20 protein-coding genes are annotated in these 18,400 nt (G+C 50.4%); 15 read left to right on the top strand and 5 right to left on the bottom strand.

Features of this window, described 5'->3' with window-relative positions; all coding sequences use genetic code 11:
• Positions 1-4: 4 nt before the first annotated feature.
• Both cueR and ACOJUO_RS06340 read right to left on the bottom strand, forming a co-directional pair.
• Complete coding sequence (gene cueR / locus ACOJUO_RS06345) at positions 5-418, bottom strand: Cu(I)-responsive transcriptional regulator (protein WP_422135896.1); 414 nt, start codon at positions 416-418, stop codon at positions 5-7.
• The gene (locus ACOJUO_RS06340) at positions 415-2,874 is read right to left on the bottom strand and encodes a heavy metal translocating P-type ATPase (protein WP_422139279.1); all 2,460 of its coding nucleotides are present in this window, start codon (positions 2,872-2,874) and stop codon (positions 415-417) included. The genes cueR and ACOJUO_RS06340 overlap by 4 nt, the downstream gene beginning before the upstream one ends.
• Before the next feature lie 262 nt (positions 2,875-3,136).
• On the opposite strand from ACOJUO_RS06340, the gene ACOJUO_RS06335 reads away from it, so the two are divergent.
• Positions 3,137-3,589 (top strand): hypothetical protein, encoded by a 453-nt coding sequence (locus ACOJUO_RS06335; RefSeq protein ID WP_422139278.1) that lies wholly within the window; start codon positions 3,137-3,139, stop codon positions 3,587-3,589.
• Between the two features lie 257 nt (positions 3,590-3,846).
• Here the strand turns inward: ACOJUO_RS06335 and ACOJUO_RS06330 are convergent, their stop codons facing one another.
• Positions 3,847-4,434, bottom strand: coding sequence for an acyloxyacyl hydrolase (locus ACOJUO_RS06330; RefSeq protein WP_422139277.1), 588 nt, complete (start codon positions 4,432-4,434; stop codon positions 3,847-3,849).
• A gap of 545 nt (positions 4,435-4,979) precedes the next feature.
• On the opposite strand from ACOJUO_RS06330, the gene gspC reads away from it, so the two are divergent.
• The 13 genes from gspC to ACOJUO_RS06265 all read left to right on the top strand — a co-directional run bounded on the left by gspC (position 4,980) and on the right by ACOJUO_RS06265 (position 16,821).
• On the top strand, positions 4,980-5,876 hold the full coding sequence (gene gspC, locus ACOJUO_RS06325) for a type II secretion system protein GspC (protein WP_422139276.1): 897 nt from the start codon (positions 4,980-4,982) through the stop codon (positions 5,874-5,876).
• Complete coding sequence (gene gspD / locus ACOJUO_RS06320; RefSeq protein ID WP_422139275.1) at positions 5,873-8,074, top strand: type II secretion system secretin GspD; 2,202 nt, start codon at positions 5,873-5,875, stop codon at positions 8,072-8,074. The genes gspC and gspD overlap by 4 nt, the downstream gene beginning before the upstream one ends.
• Positions 8,049-9,587: a type II secretion system ATPase GspE gene (gspE, locus tag ACOJUO_RS06315; RefSeq protein ID WP_422135890.1), complete on the top strand. Its 1,539-nt coding sequence runs from the start codon at positions 8,049-8,051 to the stop codon at positions 9,585-9,587. Before gspD ends, gspE begins: the two co-directional genes overlap by 26 nt.
• On the top strand, positions 9,587-10,810 hold the full coding sequence (gene gspF / locus ACOJUO_RS06310; RefSeq protein ID WP_422139274.1) for a type II secretion system inner membrane protein GspF: 1,224 nt from the start codon (positions 9,587-9,589) through the stop codon (positions 10,808-10,810). The genes gspE and gspF overlap by 1 nt, the downstream gene beginning before the upstream one ends.
• Positions 10,811-10,902: 92 nt before the next feature.
• The gene (gene gspG / locus ACOJUO_RS06305) at positions 10,903-11,343 is read left to right on the top strand and encodes a type II secretion system major pseudopilin GspG (RefSeq protein WP_422135888.1); all 441 of its coding nucleotides are present in this window, start codon (positions 10,903-10,905) and stop codon (positions 11,341-11,343) included.
• The gene (gene gspH / locus ACOJUO_RS06300) at positions 11,343-11,927 is read left to right on the top strand and encodes a type II secretion system minor pseudopilin GspH (protein WP_422135887.1); all 585 of its coding nucleotides are present in this window, start codon (positions 11,343-11,345) and stop codon (positions 11,925-11,927) included. The genes gspG and gspH overlap by 1 nt, the downstream gene beginning before the upstream one ends.
• Positions 11,928-11,930: 3 nt before the next feature.
• Positions 11,931-12,332 (top strand): type II secretion system minor pseudopilin GspI, encoded by a 402-nt coding sequence (gspI, locus tag ACOJUO_RS06295; RefSeq protein WP_422135886.1) that lies wholly within the window; start codon positions 11,931-11,933, stop codon positions 12,330-12,332.
• Positions 12,329-12,967: a type II secretion system minor pseudopilin GspJ gene (gene gspJ / locus ACOJUO_RS06290; RefSeq protein WP_422139273.1), complete on the top strand. Its 639-nt coding sequence runs from the start codon at positions 12,329-12,331 to the stop codon at positions 12,965-12,967. Before gspI ends, gspJ begins: the two co-directional genes overlap by 4 nt.
• Complete coding sequence (gene gspK / locus ACOJUO_RS06285) at positions 12,964-13,971, top strand: type II secretion system minor pseudopilin GspK (protein ID WP_422139272.1); 1,008 nt, start codon at positions 12,964-12,966, stop codon at positions 13,969-13,971. The genes gspJ and gspK overlap by 4 nt, the downstream gene beginning before the upstream one ends.
• Entirely contained in the window at positions 13,968-15,203 is a 1,236-nt protein-coding gene (gene gspL / locus ACOJUO_RS06280) for a type II secretion system protein GspL (protein ID WP_422139271.1), read from the top strand. Before gspK ends, gspL begins: the two co-directional genes overlap by 4 nt.
• The gene (gene gspM / locus ACOJUO_RS06275) at positions 15,200-15,748 is read left to right on the top strand and encodes a type II secretion system protein GspM (protein WP_422139270.1); all 549 of its coding nucleotides are present in this window, start codon (positions 15,200-15,202) and stop codon (positions 15,746-15,748) included. The genes gspL and gspM overlap by 4 nt, the downstream gene beginning before the upstream one ends.
• Positions 15,749-15,753: 5 nt before the next feature.
• A complete protein-coding gene (locus tag ACOJUO_RS06270) occupies positions 15,754-16,509 on the top strand; it encodes a type II secretion system protein N (RefSeq protein ID WP_422139269.1) in 756 nt (251 codons plus the stop codon).
• 15 nt (positions 16,510-16,524) lie between these two features.
• Positions 16,525-16,821: a HigA family addiction module antitoxin gene (locus tag ACOJUO_RS06265; protein WP_422139268.1), complete on the top strand. Its 297-nt coding sequence runs from the start codon at positions 16,525-16,527 to the stop codon at positions 16,819-16,821.
• A gap of 33 nt (positions 16,822-16,854) precedes the next feature.
• Here ACOJUO_RS06265 and ACOJUO_RS06260 read toward each other — a convergent pair whose 3' ends face one another.
• Positions 16,855-17,481 carry a DUF29 domain-containing protein gene (locus ACOJUO_RS06260; RefSeq protein WP_422139267.1) on the bottom strand — a complete coding sequence of 209 codons (627 nt, stop codon included), beginning with the start codon at positions 17,479-17,481 and terminating at the stop codon, positions 16,855-16,857.
• A gap of 126 nt (positions 17,482-17,607) precedes the next feature.
• On the opposite strand from ACOJUO_RS06260, the gene ACOJUO_RS06255 reads away from it, so the two are divergent.
• Entirely contained in the window at positions 17,608-18,033 is a 426-nt protein-coding gene (locus ACOJUO_RS06255; protein ID WP_422139266.1) for a hypothetical protein, read from the top strand.
• Between the two features lie 52 nt (positions 18,034-18,085).
• Here ACOJUO_RS06255 and ACOJUO_RS06250 read toward each other — a convergent pair whose 3' ends face one another.
• Positions 18,086-18,292 carry a hypothetical protein gene (locus ACOJUO_RS06250; protein WP_422135878.1) on the bottom strand — a complete coding sequence of 69 codons (207 nt, stop codon included), beginning with the start codon at positions 18,290-18,292 and terminating at the stop codon, positions 18,086-18,088.
• Positions 18,293-18,400 lie beyond the last annotated feature (108 nt).

Here is an 18,400-nt window from a genome sequence, read left to right as displayed (position 1 = left end):
TATCTTATTTTTTATCAGGATCAGATTCCATTCCCCTGGCCAGCCGTTCAATGATAGGGCAGTCCGGCATATTGTCTCCATGACAGCATTGGGCGAGCTGTTGCAGGCTGTCACGAATCACCTGCAGTTGACTGATCTTAGCCTCGACATCGACTAATTTTTTCAGGGCCAGTGATTTTACATCAGCACTTTTACGATGTTTGTCGTTATACAGATCCAGAAGGTCCGAGCACTCTTTCAGAGTAAAGCCCAGCTCTCTGGCGCGGCTAATAAAAGACAGTTCTCGTATGTGTGATTCATTATAATCACGGTAACCGTTATTGAGACGATGGGCAGGTGAAATCAGGTTCAGACTTTCATAGTAACGAATGGTTTTGGCGGTCAGTCCAGTGGCCTGCGCTGCTTTGGAAATATTCATGATTCAGGCTCCCTTGCAGTTGGCTTGAAGCGTCTCAGACGATTGGCGTTGCTGACCACTGTGACCGATGACAGAGCCATGGCTGCTCCTGCAACAACAGGATTAAGCAGCATTCCTGTGAAAGGGTATAGCACTCCGGCAGCAATCGGGATACCGAGAGAATTGTAAACAAAGGCGCCAAACAGATTCTGTTTAATGTTTCCCAGAGTTGCCCTGGACAGCTCGACGGCGTCGGCCAGTCCATGGAGTGAAGAGCGAATCAGGGTGATATCTGCCGATTCAATGGCAACATCAGTCCCTGTGCCTATGGCAAAGCCAACGTCAGCACGGGCAAGGGCCGGGGCGTCGTTTATACCGTCACCTGTCATACCGACCTTGTGCCCTTTTTCCTGCAACTGCCTGACGTAGCGCTCCTTGTCTTCAGGCAGAGTTTCGGCTCTAAAGTCATCAATGCCCACCTGTTGAGCAACAGCGGCGGCAGTCAGCTTGTTATCACCGGTCACCATCAAGACCCTGATGCCCAGTTTATGGAGTCTTTCGATAGCTGCTTTGGAGTCTTTTCTTATTGGGTCGGCGACCGCTATCAGTCCCGCCAGTTGATGATCCACAGCCAGATACATGGGGGTTTTACCCTGATTGGCCAGTGACTCTGATGTGGATGCCAGAAGCGTGACATCAATGCCATTGGCAGCCATAAGCTTTTCATTACCCAGCAGCACAGACTTTTCTTGAACACACCCGCTCACTCCTTGCCCTGTGACTGCATGAAAATCGGATACGGGTGAAAGTGACAACGATTGCTGTCTGACAGAATTGACAATAGCGTCAGCCAGGGGATGCTCCGATGCACTCTCAATGCTGGCGGCAATCTGCAGAATTCTGTTTTTTTCTTCCTCAGTGTCCGCCGTGATGCTGATTCGTTCGGTCACTCTGGGATCGCCTTCGGTGATAGTGCCTGTTTTATCCAGCACTATGGTGGTCAATTGACTGGCCTGCTGCAAAGAGTCTCCCTTGCGAATCAGCATTCCCAGCTCAGCGGCCTTGCCAACACCGGCCATGACAGACATAGGAGTAGCCAGACCCAAAGCGCAGGGGCAGGCAATAATCAGAACCGTGGTGACTACCACCAGTGCGTGCGCTAATACCGGCGCAGGCCCGAAAAAGAACCAGACAGTGGCTGCCAGAACAGCAATGACTATCACAACGGGTACAAATACAGATGAGATCTGATCTGCCATCCGGGCAATGGGGATTTTTGAACTCTGGGCTTTTTTCACCAGGGCAATGATATGGGCCAGAGCGGTTTCACTGCCCACCTTTTCTGCCCTGAACAGCAAGCTGCCATTTTTATTCAGGGTGCCTGCTGAAACTGCGTCGTCTGGTGTTTTTTTCACAGCTAGTGGTTCGCCTGTGAGCATAGACTCGTCCACGAGACTGCTGCCTTCAACGACAATGCCGTCTACCGCGATATTCTCGCCGGGTCTGACTCTGACGATGTCGCCTTTTAAAACCTGGTCTGTGGGGATATCTATTTCCTGTCCATTGCGTACGACTCTGGCCGTTTTGGCCTGAAGCCCCAGCAGACGCTTAATCGCCTGACTGGTTTTGCCTTTGGCTCTTAACTCCAGAGCATGGCCCAGATTGATAAGACCAATGATCATGGCACTGGCTTCAAAGTAAACATGGCGAGCGGCAGACGGTAGAAGGTGAGGAAACAATACGACGACCATAGAGTAAAGCCAGGCTATGCCTGTGCCTACGGCAATCAGGGTATCCATATTGGTGTTGCCATGCTTCAGAGCTTTCCACATGCCGGTAAAGTAGTGTTTACCTGAGAACACCAGAACAAAAAGAGTGGCAAGGCCAACAATCCCCCAGGCGAGTTGCTGAAAGGGCGTGTTTATGCTCATTTCGCCGGTGACGACACCCCAGATCATCAGGGGAATGCCCAGACTCAGAGCAATGGCAGTATGTTTTAGCAGGTGGCGATACTGTTTTTTGTCTTCCTCCTCCTGTTTCAGCTGAAGATCACTGTCAGGTGTCAGCACGGTGCCGGGATAACCGGCATGTTCCAATGCCTGCAGAATGACGCCAATTTCAGATTGCCCCTGAACAGAGCAGGTTTTATCGGCCAGATTGACCGATGCACTCTCAACACCCGGAATCTTTAGAAGAGCCGACTCGATTTTGCTGACGCAGGAGGCACAGTGAATAGTCGGTATAGAAAATTGTCGTTCAGAGTCGCAGGGTATCACTCGCGCTTCAAATCCGGCTTTTTTCAGGGCTGAAATCAGAGAGGACGCTTCAGCACTGCCTTTGACCATAGCCGTTTTGTCTGCAAAGTTAACACTGGCGTCATTCACGCCAGTCACTCCTTTCAGGGCCTTTTCAATTTTGCCGACACAACCGGCACAGTTGACTCCGGAGAGGGCCAGCTGAATCTGTAGAGATTTCATGGTGTTTCTCCACGAGATTGATTTAGAGGGAAACTGTGCACAGGATAACCCTTACCCTGACTGGAAGGTAAAGAGGTGGTAGAGAAGATATGCCATAATCCGCAGCTAACATCTACACAACCGCTTACCGCTACGCCGAGCTCAAAGAGCTGACTGCCCGGGAACTGGATTCATCCTAAATTCTGGTGCTTCTCGAAGTTTTGCAATGATGCTCGCTGGCTCTGCTATGCTGATCAGCGCAACGACAACATGAGGTAAGATTATGTCGGTTGAGTCGAGACTGGAAAAACTGGAAGAGCAACACAGACAGTTGGATGCCAACCAGCACGGGCTGGCAAAAGTCTGTGCTGATACCAAAAATATTGCGCTGACCAATCAGCATGATATTGCGGGCCTGAAGATCGAAGTGTCATCTGTTCGATCTGACCTGGCGGCACTGATTCAGGCGACTATGGCGGGTTTCAAGCGCAGCGATGAGCAACATCGGGAGACACAAGCCCGTATTGATCGGCTGGAGCTGGAAACTCGTACCCGCTTTGAACAGGTGGACAACCGTTTTGAACAGGTGGACAACCGTTTTGAACAGATGGACAACCGTTTTGAACAGATGGACAACCGTTTTGAACAGATGGACAACCGTTTTGAACAGATGGACAAACGATTTGACCAGCTGGAGCTGCTCTTTCGCCAGATGATCCCCCAGGCCCGTAATTAACTCAGTTATTTTCCTGCCAGCACCACGCTAAAGTATCCAACCGGATAATGGCCAGTTTTTTTAATCTGGCCTCTGGTTCAGACTCCTGTTCGGCCTCTAACCTTCGCAATAATAACTTGTGTCTGCCTCAGTTTGTTGAGTTCCTGTTCATTGATCAACACAAATCGGCAGTTTAATGTCGAAACTGAGCCATCCATCAAATGTTTTTGAAAAGCAGACAGTCAGCAAAACGCCCGACAACTGCCGGGCATTTAATTTCAAAAATGATAAGCAAGCGAAAACTGGACAACATTCAAATCCATATTGGGCCGTTTGATATAAGCATTGGAGTAGTGAAGCAACTTGGCGCCCAGGTCAAAACTTTTTTCGGAACCCAGAAGAACCCCGGCACCCAGCATGGTTTCAAACTGTAAATGAGTGCTTTTTTCTAAAGGCTGGTCGCCTTTGTAACGGATCTGGGTGTCGCTGATCCAGCCAACGCCCAGACCTGCATCGAAGTAATACCGTCCTCTGGGACTCTTGAATTGCCATACCGGAGTCACGAAAATGCCATGGATATCATCGTCACCTTTCGAGCTGTGGGAGGGTCTGGCATCGAGTTTATTGTCCCAGTAAGAAACCGAGGTATCGAGAAGAAAGTGATCATTCCATTCTGAATGTTCGAGAAGTCCTTCGTCACTTAAATGCCATCTGAGTGCCAGACGAGTGTCCTTAACCTCTATTTTACTGGAAAGATCCGGCCCGTAGCTGAGATGAATACTTTCGGGTTGTGCGACTACCGACGTTGAAAAAACAGATAGCACCAAAGGTACTGCCGACAGAAAGGCTGTGTTATTGAATTTCATGATCCTTATGCTCTTGTTTTATTTATTGAGCCCGCTACCAGAGTTTGCTGCGCAATATTCTTGACGCCAAGTGGGAGGGGGCTTCCTACTAACTTACACTAAGGAGTCAGCCAATAAGACCAGATTTTTGCAACCTTGTTCTTTTTCAGCAAAGCCAGGTTGATATGCAGGCTGTTATCTCACACAGTTCTGGGCTTTTTATGACTCAAAAAATGAAGGGACCGATGAAGTATCAGATGATGAAGCTGAGTTTGGTTATTACCATTCGAACTAAAAGAGGCGATCTGATGGCTTCACGAGAGTGTAACAGTGAACCATTACCATCAAATCAGTCGATTTGATCTGGATCAAGATCAGGGCCGTTTTGCTGTAGCCTCTATGCACTGAAGGATGAAGAATAATTCGTTGTTTTTATAAGTATTTACACGTATGGTGAATTTTTTGTACCTATGTACCACTATTAGTGGCAATTGGGAAAACAAGAATTTTAATGCCGACTTAATCTGCATTGGACTGATAAACGAATTAGATGAAAAAGTTGTACCATGTCACCAAGCCTGCTCAACAGACTGAAAGCCTTTGGCCCTCTGTCCTCGCCTGACTTGAACATTGCCAGTGTGTTATCACAGACTGGGGTGCGGCGACTGATTATTGGCTGTGAAGTGCTGCTGGTGATTCTTCTGACTCAACAGCTGGCTCGTCTTACCTGGCAACTCATGGAGGGTTCTGGCAGCGCCAGGATTCAGTCGTGGCAACCTCAATCGACAGTGGTAAATCGTCGCCAATCGGAACAGGATGCCTACCCCGCACTGAATGATTTCCATCTGTTTGGTCAGGAGCCTGTCAAGCTGACACAAACGGATAACCCTGGTATTGACCCCAACGCTGTTCCCAAATCCCGCCTCTCTGCAAAAGTCACCGGTATTGTTGCCAGTTCAGTTCCTGCTGATTCCGTTGCGGTGATTCGTTCCAGTGGCCGTGATCGCACTTATCGAATCGGTGAAAAGCTTCAGGGCTCCAATGCGGAAGTGAAAGATATTTATGAGGATCGGGTGATTGTATCGAACCGGGGCAAGCTCGAAGCGCTTTTGCTTTACCCCGATGAAGCGGATCGAAAAGTAGAAAAAAGAGACAGTGGTCGTCTGATAGAAATGCGTCAGCAACTGATCTCTGATCCGGACTCTTTTACGGATTTTTTTCAGATCACCGAGGCTCAGAAGGATGGTCAGCTGGTCGGGTATCAGTTAACCCCTGGCAAGTTTCCTGACGTTTTTCGTGAGTCAGGCCTGAAGCCTGATGATATAGCCCTGTCCATTAACGGATATGACCTGAGTGACAGCAACGATACCATGAAGCTGCTGCAGGAAATCAAGCAGCTCACCCAGCTATCGATGACCATTGAACGGGGTGGTCGTCTCTATGAAATAGAAGTCAAACTATGAGTGTTAGAGGAAAGACAGGGTTATTAGTATTACTCCCTGAATTGCTTAGCGGGGCCATTGCCCGAAAATGTGTGAACCAGAATGCCGTGAGACGGCTGCGCAGACAGATCTGCTCAATGATGGCAGGACTCTTACTGGTTTCAGCGTTTGCTTTTGCCAGTCAGGCTTCGGCTGACTATCAGCGTTATTCTGCCAGTTTTGAAAAGGCCGATATTGCTGAATTTGCCAGTACGGTCAGTGCCACTCTGAACAAAACCATTATTCTGGACCCCGCTGTTCGTGGCTCTGTAACGGTGCGTTCCTATGACAAGCTCAATGCTGAACAGTACTATCAGCTCTTTTTGAACGTTCTGGAAGTTCATGGTTTTGCCGTTATTGAACAAGAGAATAATGTTCTGAAAATTGTTCAGGACAAGAACGCAAAAATGTCGTCTATTGCGCTGGCCGACCGGCAAAACACGGGTCAGGGTGATGAGTTCGTTACCTGGGTGCTTCCGGTTCAGAATGTGCCGGTGAGAGAACTGTCTCCGTTATTGCGCCAGCTCAATGATACTGCAGGCAATGTGGTTCATTACGATCCCTCCAATATTCTTCTGCTGACTGGCCGTGCAGCTAATGTGAAGCGTCTGGTTGAAATTGTCAGACGAGTAGATATGACCGGCAACCGAAACTTCTCTGTTATCCAGCTCGAGTACGCTTCTGCTTCAGAAATGCAGCGAATTCTCACTTCCCTGCTGCAGGAAAAAGGTGGTAAGGGCGGCGCGTCCCAGGTGACCGTGGTTGCTGATGATCGTAGCAACCGCCTGATTGTTGCCGGTCAGGCAAGACAACTGCAAAAAGTGAATCGTATTGTCTACCAGCTGGATGCCGAACAGGAATCCTCCGGTAATACCCGTGTCTTCTATTTGAGGTATGCCAAGGCGGAAGAACTGAAAGAAGTCATGGAAGGTGTCGGGCAAACGGTTCAGGCAGAAAAAGACAGCGGTAAAACAGTTGTTCGTAATAACCAGAAATTCAGCATCAACGTTCATGAGCAAACCAACGCTCTGGTGGTCACCGCTCAGCCGGACATTATGAAAAGTCTGGAAAGTGTCATCAAGCAGCTTGATATCCGTCGTGCCCAGGTTCTGGTCGAAGCCATTATCGTTGAGGTAGCCGATGGTGATGGCATTAACCTCTCCTTCCAGCTGGCCAATGCTAACAACGGCAGCATGATGCAGTTTAATGATGGCCGAACGGTACCGATTGGCGAGATCATGGCCGGTTTGAAAGAGGCAGAGGACGTGCCGGGCTCAACGGTCATCGGTGAAAATGGCACCACTATTAACCCTGATCAGCCGGGCGATTACACCAGATTATATGATGCTTTGGCCGGTGTTTCCGGTGCTGCATTCAGTATCACATCCGGCGACTGGACAGCCCTTTTGCAGGCTGTTACCAGCTCAACAAAATCCAATGTTCTGGCGACTCCCAGCCTGATGACGCTGGATAACGAAGAATCTTCTTTCATAGTGGGTGACGAAGTTCCTGTTATCACCGGTTCCGCCTCCAGTTCAAACAACGATAATCCTTTCCAGACTGTAGAGCGTAAGGAAGTAGGTGTGAAGATGACCGTCAAGCCCCAGATCAATGAAGGGGATTCGGTGATGCTGGATATTACTCAGGAAGTGTCTGGTGTTAATGGTACGACTTCCGTCGATGTCACTTTCTCCAAGCGTGAAGTGAAAACATCCATCATGGCCCGCAGTGGTGACACCATTGTTATTGGCGGACTGCTGGACGAAGACGTGCAGGAAAGTGTTTCCAAAGTGCCACTGCTGGGTGACATTCCCTACCTGGGGGCGCTCTTCCGCTCCACCTCCAGCGAGGTGAAAAAGCGTAACCTGATGGTCTTCCTGAGACCTACCATCATTCGTGACGATAACATCCTGACCAGTATCAGCGGTAAGAAATACAGCTATATGCGTGCCCGCCAGCTAGATCGTCGTGATCAGGGCGTTGAGTTGATGCCTGATGCGAGAACTCCGGTCCTGCCTGAATACCCTTCTAACTCCGATCTGATGAACAGAGCGCGCCAGAAACTGGATGAAGCCGATCGGAAAGAAAAAGAGAAAGAAAAAAACGACAGGGAAGACGATGACAAGGTAGCCAGTAAACAGTCGGAGAAGAACGATGCTGAGTCCGGCGATAACAGTTGATCAGGAAACCGAAGTCCTTGCTCAAGGTACTCCTGCGGGTGTTCTTGAACTGCCCTTTGCCTTTGCCCGTAACTTCGGTGTTCTGCTGGAACAAGAGCCGCAGGGCAGCCCCTGCCTGTACGTCAATGGCCAACCATCCAGAGCAGCCATTGCCGAAGTTCGTCGATTTGTTGCGGGTCCGATAGATATTAAATCACTGTCCGAGGGTGAGTTTGAAGCACGACTGTCGGCTTATTATCAAAAAGACTCATCGGCTGCCCGACAGCTGATGAACGATATCGGCAATGATGAAGGTCTTCACTCTCTGGCAGAGGAATTACCCGACAGCGAAGACCTTTTAGATGCCGATGATGGTGCCCCGATCATTCGCATGATCAACGCCATGTTAGGTGAGGCGATCAAGGAAGGGGCTTCCGATATTCATATCGAAACCTTCGAAAACTGCCTGGTCATTCGCTTCCGCGTCGATGGTGTATTGAGAGAAATCCTTCGACCCCAGCGTAAGCTGGCGGCATTGCTGGTATCCCGTATCAAGGTTATGGCCAAACTGGATATTGCTGAGAAGCGGGTGCCTCAGGACGGTCGTATTTCTCTGCGACTGGGTGGCCGTGCCGTTGATGTCCGGGTATCGACACTGCCTTCCCGTCATGGCGAGCGAATCGTATTGCGTTTGCTGGATCGCAACAGTGTCCGTATGGATATGTCCAGCTTAGGCATGACGCCTGATATTCATCAGCACATCCGTGAGGCTTTGCATAAACCTCACGGCATTCTTCTGGTCACAGGTCCGACCGGTTCTGGTAAGAGTACGACGCTGTACGCTGGTCTCACAGAAATCAATGACACAGAGCGCAATATTCTCACCGTTGAAGATCCTGTGGAATACGATCTCGAAGGTGTGGGTCAGACACAGGTCAACCCCAAGGTCGATATGACCTTTGCCCGGGGTCTGCGTGCCATCCTGCGTCAGGACCCTGATGTGGTGATGGTGGGTGAGATTCGTGATCTCGAAACCGCAGAAATTTCTATTCAGGCCTCCCTTACCGGTCACCTGGTATTGAGTACCCTGCACACCAATACGGCTATCGGTGCTGTCACACGCCTGAGAGATATGGGCATTGAGCCTTTCCTGCTGTCATCCAGTTTGCTGGGCGTTCTGGCCCAGCGTCTGGTTCGTACCCTCTGTCCTTCCTGCAAAGTAGCCAGAGAGCCAACGCCTCATGAGCGAAAGCTGATAGGAATGGACGACTCTGACAGCAGACCCGTTCACGAAGCCAGCCCTGAAGGTTGTTCCGAGTGTCATGGCGGTGGCTATAAAGGTCGAACCGGCATTCATGAGCTGTTTCTGGTCAGCGATGAAGTTCGTAGAATGATTCATGAGGGTGCCGGTGAACAGGCTCTGGAAGACGTGATTCGCAGGACCAGCCCCAGTATCCAGAAAGATGGCTTCCGTAAAGTTCTTGCGGGTATGACTTCCATTGAAGAAGTACTGCGGGTGACCAGGGAGGAATAATGGGCGTATTTGCTTACGAAGCCCTGGATAAAAAGGGTAAAAAACGCAAAGGGGTACTTGAGGCTGATTCTGCCCGCCAGCTCCGTCAGCAGTTGCGCTCCGAAGGTCTGGTTCCGGTGACCATTAATGAATCTGAGCAAAAGAGCAGTGGTGAACGTGCGTCGTTTACTCTGTTCGAGAAAAAAGCCAGCCCGGCTGAAGTCGCCATGCTGACTCGTCAGCTGGCCACTCTGGTTGCGGCTGCCATTCCTCTGGAAGAGTGTCTTCAGGCCTTGTCTCGTCAGGTTCAGAAATCCCATCTGAAAGCTATGATCACCACCGTCAGAGCCAAGGTACTGGAAGGCCGGACGCTGGCAGAAAGTCTGGCGATTTACCCGAAAACCTTCGACACACTGTATTGCTCAATGGTGGCGGCCGGTGAAAAGTCCGGTCATCTGGATACGGTTCTGGAGCGGCTGGCAGATTATACCGAACAGCGTCAGCTGATCCGGGGTAAGCTGATTCAGGCCATGATCTATCCCGCTATTCTCAGCATAGTAGCGGTCTCGGTCATCGCCATTTTGCTGGCAACCGTGGTACCCACCGTGGTGGAACAGTTTGCGGATCTCGGGCAGGACCTGCCAGCCATGACTCGTGCCTTGATTGCCATGAGTGACTTTGTTCGGGATTACGGCTTCGCTGTACTGGCTGGCCTTGTCGTTCTGTTATTCATGAGGCAACGTCTGCTGGTTAATCCCGAGCGGAGACTGACCCACGACCGATGGCTGTTGAAAATGCCCGTTATGGGTGAAGTGGGTGCCGGTGTTGATACTTCCCGTTTTGCCCGGACATTGAGTATTCTCAGCAGCAGTTCAGTGCCCCTTCTGCAGGGTATGAGAATCTCGGCAGAAGTCATGTCCAACTCTTTTATCCGGAAATCCCTTGAACAGGCTTCGGAGCGGGTGAGGGAAGGTTCCAGCCTCTGGATGGCGCTGGATCAGACACAACTGTTTCCACCCATGATGCTTCATATCATTGCCAGTGGTGAAAAATCGGGTGCGCTGGAACAGATGCTGGTTCGAGCAGCGGACAGTCAGGATCGACAGTTTGAAAACCAGGTGAATATTGCCCTGGGTGTTTTTGGCCCTTTGCTGATTGTCTCCATGGCGGGCATGGTTCTGTTTATTGTGATGGCGATTCTGACCCCGATGCTGGATCTTAACTCACTGGTATCAGATGGTTAACAGTCAGTATAGGGTTTTCAGTAAAGAGCTTTTCAGAAGAGAATATGAGCCTGACACAGATCGGGCCATGTGACATTAGGAGTGAATGACCAATGACTACGAAAAAGGCACATCGACAACAACAGCAGGGTTTTACCCTGATCGAGATCATGGTGGTGATCGTGATTCTCGGTGTCCTGGCCAGCATGGTGGCCCCGAATGTTCTGGGTAACAAAGAAAAGGCAGACCAGCAGAAAGCTGTCAGTGACTTAGTGACGCTGGAAAACGCACTGGATATGTACAAGCTGGACAATAATCACTTCCCATCGACTCAGCAGGGTTTGAATGCTCTGGTAGAACAGCCTTCCGGCAGCCCTCAACCCAGGAATTACCGTGACAACGGCTACATCCGTCGTCTACCCCAAGACCCATGGGGTAATGACTATCTGATGCAGTCTCCCGGTGAATTTGGTGATATCGATATCTTCTCTGCCGGTCCTGATGGCCAGGCGGGCTCTGAGGATGACATCGGCAACTGGAACATGAATTCCTGATGAAAAGTGCCGGTTTCACCTTGCTTGAAATCATGCTGGTTCTGGTACTGCTGGGCATTGCTACCGCTGTCGTATTGCCCACTCTGGAACCGGCTGACAGTTCCGCACGTTTAAAAACGGCTGCGGATCGATTTGCTGCTCTGGTGAAAACTGGCCACGAAAAGTCATTGCTCAAAGGTAAAGACCTTGGGGTCAGGTTTACCGACAATGGCTATCAGTTTATGGAGTGGCACGGAGACAAATGGCAGTTAATGCAAAATGACCGATTGCTCACAGAGAAAGAACTTTCAGAAGCCATCAATCTGGATTTTATGCCGGGTGAGCTGATCTGGCAGGCTGCTCTGGATGCTGAAGAGCAGCAGGATAGTGACTCGTTTTTTACTGACTCAGGGCTGTTTGAAAACGAAGCAAGCAAGAAAAAGCCTGAACTCTATATCTGGTCCAGCGGTGACCTGACCCCGGCGGAAGTGCGGTTCCAGTCAACCAGCGACATTCGTCGTTTTTTTAGTGTCATAATCACGGAAACCGGAGAAGTAACCGTGGTCAGTGCAGATGAGTACGACAAGACAGTTGGCCGGGGCTGATAAATGAAACGTTATTCAGGCTGTTCCCGATGTTCCCGACAGGTCAGGGGCTTCACTTTGTTAGAAGTGTTGATGGCCATGACTATTCTGGCCATCGCCGGTATCACGGTGCTCAGAACCAGCAGTGAAAGCCTGGATAACAGCCAGTACCTGAAGAACAAAACCATGGCTCGCTGGGTAGCCGACAATGAACTGGTCGATCTCTACCTGAAGGATCAATGGCCATCCCAGACCTGGAAAAAAGAAACCCGTGAGCTGGCTGATCAAACCTGGCATGTTCGATACCGAAGTGTGCGTACGGCGGATGACAATTTTCGGGCCATCCAGGTCGAAGTCCGACTCGACCGTGATGAGAAGAAAGCCGCTCTGGCCAGTCTGCAAACTTACACGGTGAAGCGGTCTTGAAGTCATTGAATGTCATGCAACGCTCGACCCAACGCGGTTTTACATTGCTCGAAATGTTGGTGGCTCTGACCATTTTTGCACTGGTCAGTATGAGTGCCTGGCAGATTCTGCAGGGGGTTATGGGTGCTCGGGATGTTGCCAGCGATCATCAGAGTCGTATTCGGGAAATTGACTACGCCATGATGGTCATGGAGCAGGACTTTCGGCAAATGATTGACCGGGGTGTGCGGGTCGATGGTGAACTGACGGATCAGAGTCTGTTTGCCGGTAGAGACATGCTGGAATCCGATGACGAGGCGGCGGCCTTTATTCGTCTGGGCTGGCGCAATCCGCAACAGAAACTCCCCCGCTCTGAGTTGCAGAAAGTCAGCTATCGGCTCAAAGCCGGAGTGCTCGAACGTCAGCACTTTTATGTGCTGGACCCGGAGGAGAATGCAGAACCTGTGGTCAGGGATCTGTTAACCGATGTCCGCTCACTTAAATTTCAGTACTTTATTAATGGCCAATGGCTAGAAATGCTCGGCAATACCCTGCCCCAAGGTATGAAGATTACGTTTGAGCTGAATGATCTGGGGGTCATCGAGCGGCGCTACGTGCTTTCCGGGAACTGGGAAGTTCAGGAGCAAGATTCATGACGAGCCTGATTTCAGATAAAAAGAATACAACGTCTTTTCAGCGTCGTCAGTCGGGTGTCGCATTGCTAATTGTTATGTTCGTATTGACGTTGATGGTGCTGATAGCGGCAGAGATGACTTTTGGATTTTCCCTGCAAATGCGCCGGACAGCCTCCCTGCAACAAATGGAACAGGCACGCTGGTATGCATTGTCTGGCGAAGAACTGGCAGTCAAAGTACTTCAGGACGGGTTTGATGAAAGCGAAGAAACCGTGAATCTTGGTCAAACCTGGGCCACGGGGGAAGTGATTTTTCCGATGGATGGCGGAACAATCAGGGGTGAAATTTTCGACGCTCAGGCCTGTTTAAACCTGAATGCTTTGCAGGCTCCGGATAAAGAAGGGCAGACCTCGGTTGAAGTCAAAGTGTTTCAATCCCTGATGGAAGCTTTGGGAATTGAGTCCTATCAGGCCGAGACCATTGCACAATCAACCAGAGACTGGGTAGATAATGACAACACCCAGGGGTCAGGCATGGGCGCGGAAGACCGTTATTACCAGTCTCTGCCAGTGCCCTATCTGGCCAGTAATACCAGTATGAGATCGGTTTCGGAGTTGAGAGCGGTAAAAGGCGTCAATGCCAGAATAATGAGAAGGGTCAAACCTTTTGTCTGTGCATTGCCGACCACTGAAATGAAGATCAATATCAATACCCTGTCGCCGGACCATGCGCCGGTGCTCAGCGCCCTGTATTGGGGTGAGCTTCCCTTAGAGCAGGCAAAAGAGGTATTGGAACAGAGGCCGGAGAATGGCTGGAGGAGTGTCGATGAATTTATTCAACAACCCTCTCTCTCCAACTTCAGTGCCGAAAACACCCATGAATTGATGTCGGTGGACAGTCAGTATTTTGCAATGACTGCAACCGCTTCTTATGCGGACACCAAAGTCCGAATAAAGAGCCTGCTGCGGCGGGAAGAAGAGAATAAGTTCAGCGTCATTCGCCGAGAGTTTGGAGGGCTTGAGTGAGCCAGTATCTTATCATCAGGCTGCCTGGAGATCCCGGCCAGCGCGTTCACTGGCAATGCTATCCAGTAGAGCAGGAGCCAGTGATTCAGGTAACCGAAGGGGAAAACGCTACCTCTGGTATTCTGCCGTCTGTTGAAGACCTGGGAACACTGATGGAGTTATTCCCGGATACCAAAACCATTGCCCTGGTTCCCACGGAGCTGGTCAGTGTTCACTGCCTTCAGGTTGAAGGCAGACTGAGCAAGGCGGTATTAAAGTCACTGCCTTTTCGTCTGGAAGATGATCTGGCTGAGGATGTGGATGATCTTCATATTTCGGTTATTGCCAGAGAAGGAACTCAGGTTTATCTGTCAGTGGTCGCTCATTCGAAAATGGCTTTCTGGTACGAAGCACTGAATCAGTCCGGTCTTAAAGTCAAAACCCTGATTCCTGAAGCCCTGGCTCTGCCCTGGACCGAGGGAGAGTGCTCGGCGCTGGCCATGAATGGACGCTGGATACTCCGGGATGGCCGCTGGCAGTGGGCTGCCTGTGATCCATCCTGGCTGAGCTTCTGTCTGGCAGAGGACGACTCAGAAGAAACGCCCCTGAAAGTGAACTGTTTCAGCGAACTACCAGAGGACAGGCCGGGTGAATGGCGTCAGGAAGCTTCGGGCTCTGCTCTGGAAGTATTGGCAGCGGGTGCGGTGAGCGCCACCTCACAGAAAAACAGTGCCAACCTCTTGCAGGGCGTCTGGCAGGTAGAGTCATCCGTCATCAAAAGCCTGAAACCCTGGGGGCTGGCTGCCGGACTTCTGGCTTTTACCGTCACTCTGTTTATGGCTCAGGCGGTAGTGAAGTCGGTACAGTTGGAACAACAGGCTGAACAGCTTAATGCACAGGCGCATAAGATCTACAGTGACATGTTCCCCGGTGAGCGGATTGTGCGTCTGCAGTCGCAGATGCGGCAGAAGCTTATGGCCTTGAAAAGTAGCAACAGCGATGACTCGGGTCTGCTGAAACTGCTCGATCAGACTGCCCCGCTGTTTATACAGTATCCGCAACTCAAGCCGGTTACTTTGTCGTACAACCAGTCTCAGCAATCACTCCGGGTGGAAGCCACTGCGAAGGATTTTGATACTTTTACGGCATTTCGGGAAGAGTCGGGTGAGCAACTGGTGATCACGGTTGAAACACTGGAGAAGCGTGGTGATATTGCCAATGGTACGCTGATCATCAAGGGGAGCGATTCATGAATAACGTTGTGGAAAGCTTCAATGAGCGCTGGCAACAGGCTCAAACCTACTGGCGTGGTCTGAGTCGACGCGAGCAGCAACTCTGTACGGTAGCAGGGGCGTTTATTATTGTCTGGAGCATTTGGCAGGGTATTTTAAACCCTTTGTCAGAACGTCAGTTAGCTGCCGAGCGAAAGCTGGTGGCCAGTCAGAAGTTACTGGCTTCTGTAGAGAAACAGGCCAACGAGATCGTCAGTCTGCGTCAGGGTCGGCCTGACAAGAGCCGCTATCTGGTGTTACCTCTGGACCAGTTGGTGAACAGAACCGCAAAAGATTTTGATCTGCGCATCACCGGGGTTCGAACCGTTCGAGATTCATTGCAGGTCGATCTTGATACAGTGGGCTTTGATCGTTTATTGGCATGGCTGGTCAATCTTCAACAGCAGGGTGGGGTTGAGATCAGGGAGCTGGAGGTAGAAGCCGCCGAAAAGCCCGGTCATGTGATCGTTAAGGCTCTGAGAATGGAAAGAGCCTTCAGCGCAGAGACAGCCTTCAGCGAGAGTTAAGACATATGAAGAAAATCATTTCTCTGGCTGCACTGGCCGTTGTTTCTTACTCAGTTTTTTTGCTGGCAGGGTTGCCAGCCGCTTTTGTCTGGCGTCATGCACCCAACATGTTGGGGATTGAGCTGGAAGGTCTGTCAGGTTCAGTCTGGTCGGGTTCAGCGCAGGAATTAACCATCAATGGTATCGAGCTTCATGAAGTCAGTTGGGATTTCCAGCCTTCTGCACTGCTCACCGGAAAGGTCAGCGCGGACCTCGAGGTCGGCGATAACTTGTCTGCTGTTGTGGGTCAGGCGACAGTGACCTACAGTCCTCAGGGTGTGATGGTTGAAGACCTTGAAGCAGACGCCTCGGCAGGCTGGTTACAGCAGCTTGCAGCCATGCCAGTTCCGGCAACAGCCAAAGGTAATATCAATCTGGTGGTAGACTCCCTGGTTTATGAACAGGGTCGGTGTGTCGAGCTGGATGGTCGTATGGAATGGGAAAGAGGGCGAATCAGCAGTCCTCTGGGTAACGTGGAACTGGGTAAAGCAGATGCTGATCTCACCTGTAAGGGAAATACTCTGGAAGGTAAAATTAGCCAGTCATCCGAGTTTCTGACAACAGATGCCGTTTTCAGCTTTAATCTTAACGGCAGTTATTCATTGAACGGGAAAGTGTCTGAAGGTGAAGCTCTGCCAGAAACCATGAAAGATGGAATGAAGTTTCTGGGAAGGCCGGATTCTCAGGGGCGCTTCCCTCTGACATTCAGAGGGCGGATTTAATTCGCAGTTTTCAAAATGGCATCTAACCAACTGCGCCCTATACACCCTGGTGAAAACCTCAGGGAAGATTACCTTAATCCTCTGGGTATGAGTGCCAACGCACTCGCTATAGCGCTGAGAATACCAGCCTCGAGGATTAATGATATTGTTTTGGAAAGACGCGCAATAACGCCTGATACTGCCCTGAGGCTGGCAAGATACTTTGGTGGCGACGCACAGAGCTGGCTTAACCTGCAAACGGCCCATGACCTCAAAGTCACCGCAGCTGAACTGGGCAATAGTCTTGAAGCTATTGAGCCGAGAGTCGCCTGACATGACGTAGGAAGGAATACCTCTACACCTGCCCTAATCTTCTGGTATCCAGTCTTCCTCGATAATCTGATCGTATGTCCAGGGACACTCTGCCGGAAAGCTGCCATCATCAAGCTGCTGATGCTTCTGGACATAGCGGTTCATTTGTTTTATGGCCAGACGTTTGGCGTGGGGGTAGACACTGGACAGTGCTTCATCGGTCAAACGTTGCAGGGATGGATTTTTACGAATAAGTATCCATATATCACTTTTGGCCCGATCAATGCTGCCGAACCATTCCCGACAGTTGTAGGGCTCCGGCAATATGGGATTAATTACCTGAGTTTGGTAACGGTATTTCAGCAAGTGCAGAAGCAGGGTTTTCAGGTGTAATTCAAGGGTACTGGATATATCGGCCATTTGCAGAGTCATTGCCTCCAGTAGATTAGGGATGTCCAGATCGTCAAATTGCCTGTTTTTCAGCAGTTCCCGTTGCTGGCTGATCCAACTGTGGTAATCAGTTGTATATTGGTTTTCCATCGTCAACTCTGCACCAGTCAATCCATAATCGTCCAATGTAGACCAGAAACCGGAGGTAATGCAAAGCCACTCCGTCAGATGCCATTGACAGAGGCAGGAAGTTGGTTTTTTGATCGTAGGAAAGGTTACCATTGTATTCATCGCGCATTGTGTGATGAATATGGCCGAGCATAATTGCGCTCAGTTCAGAGCAACGGTTCTGAGGATGTTCTGTCGTATCAGCCATTCAAACTGACTGTTTTTTTTCTTCCCGTTAATGGAAGCTCCGTGAATAAAATCTTCATAAAAGTTCTATTGTTTGTTCTGGTTCTGGCCGGAGCCACTGTCCTGTACCTGAAGTTTAAACCGGTTGAAAAACCGGTCACTCCGGCACCGGAGCTGACTCAACTGTTGGAAAGAGCTCAGCTTCAGGCGGAAGAACTGACCATGCCAAAGGCAGAACCCATTGATCTGGCAGACTGGCAGCTGCTGATGCAGCAGGTGGCTGACCAGAGCGGTCTACAGATTGGTGTCAGAGAGGGCAATGCCCAGCAGGCTGAAATCTATATCAGGGAGGGATCGGTAGCGTCCTTTGTGAACGGGTTTGCGGATATGTATGCCAGAGGGCTCAGAGTTCAGAGCATACGATTGCTGGAAACCGGTGAGCCAGCGCAGGTTAAGGCTGAAACAGTGAAGCTGTTGGTGAGTCCTTAGCTTTCAAGTTTTCAAATGGCTGTATTTGCTGAATGATCTGAAACCCACAGGATCAGTGGGTGTCGCAAAACTCTGATTCCCATGCTCTGAGGTCGTCATTCCCGCGAAGGCGGGAATCCAGCGCCAACGGTGGATTTCTGCCTTCTCGGGGATGACAAGGCCAGGGGGGCATCGGGCAGTATGGTTCTGGTAGTGAGTCAGTGTGGATTCCCGCCTTCGCGGGAATGACGAGAATGAAGCCGGGAATGACGGGAGTCAACTCGTTCCCAGGCTGGAGAGAGTTTTGCGACACCCTCAGAGCGTGGGAACGAGTTGTTAGAGTTTTGCGACAGCCTCGATCAGCGTAGGTGTATCTTATGCAATCGTT

Source organism: Endozoicomonas sp. ALC020 (genome assembly GCF_049275935.1).
Taxonomy (GTDB): domain Bacteria; phylum Pseudomonadota; class Gammaproteobacteria; order Pseudomonadales; family Endozoicomonadaceae; genus Endozoicomonas_A.
The sequence above is the reverse complement of the archived record's forward strand: the minus strand, read 5'-3'. Positions and strand labels throughout refer to the sequence as shown.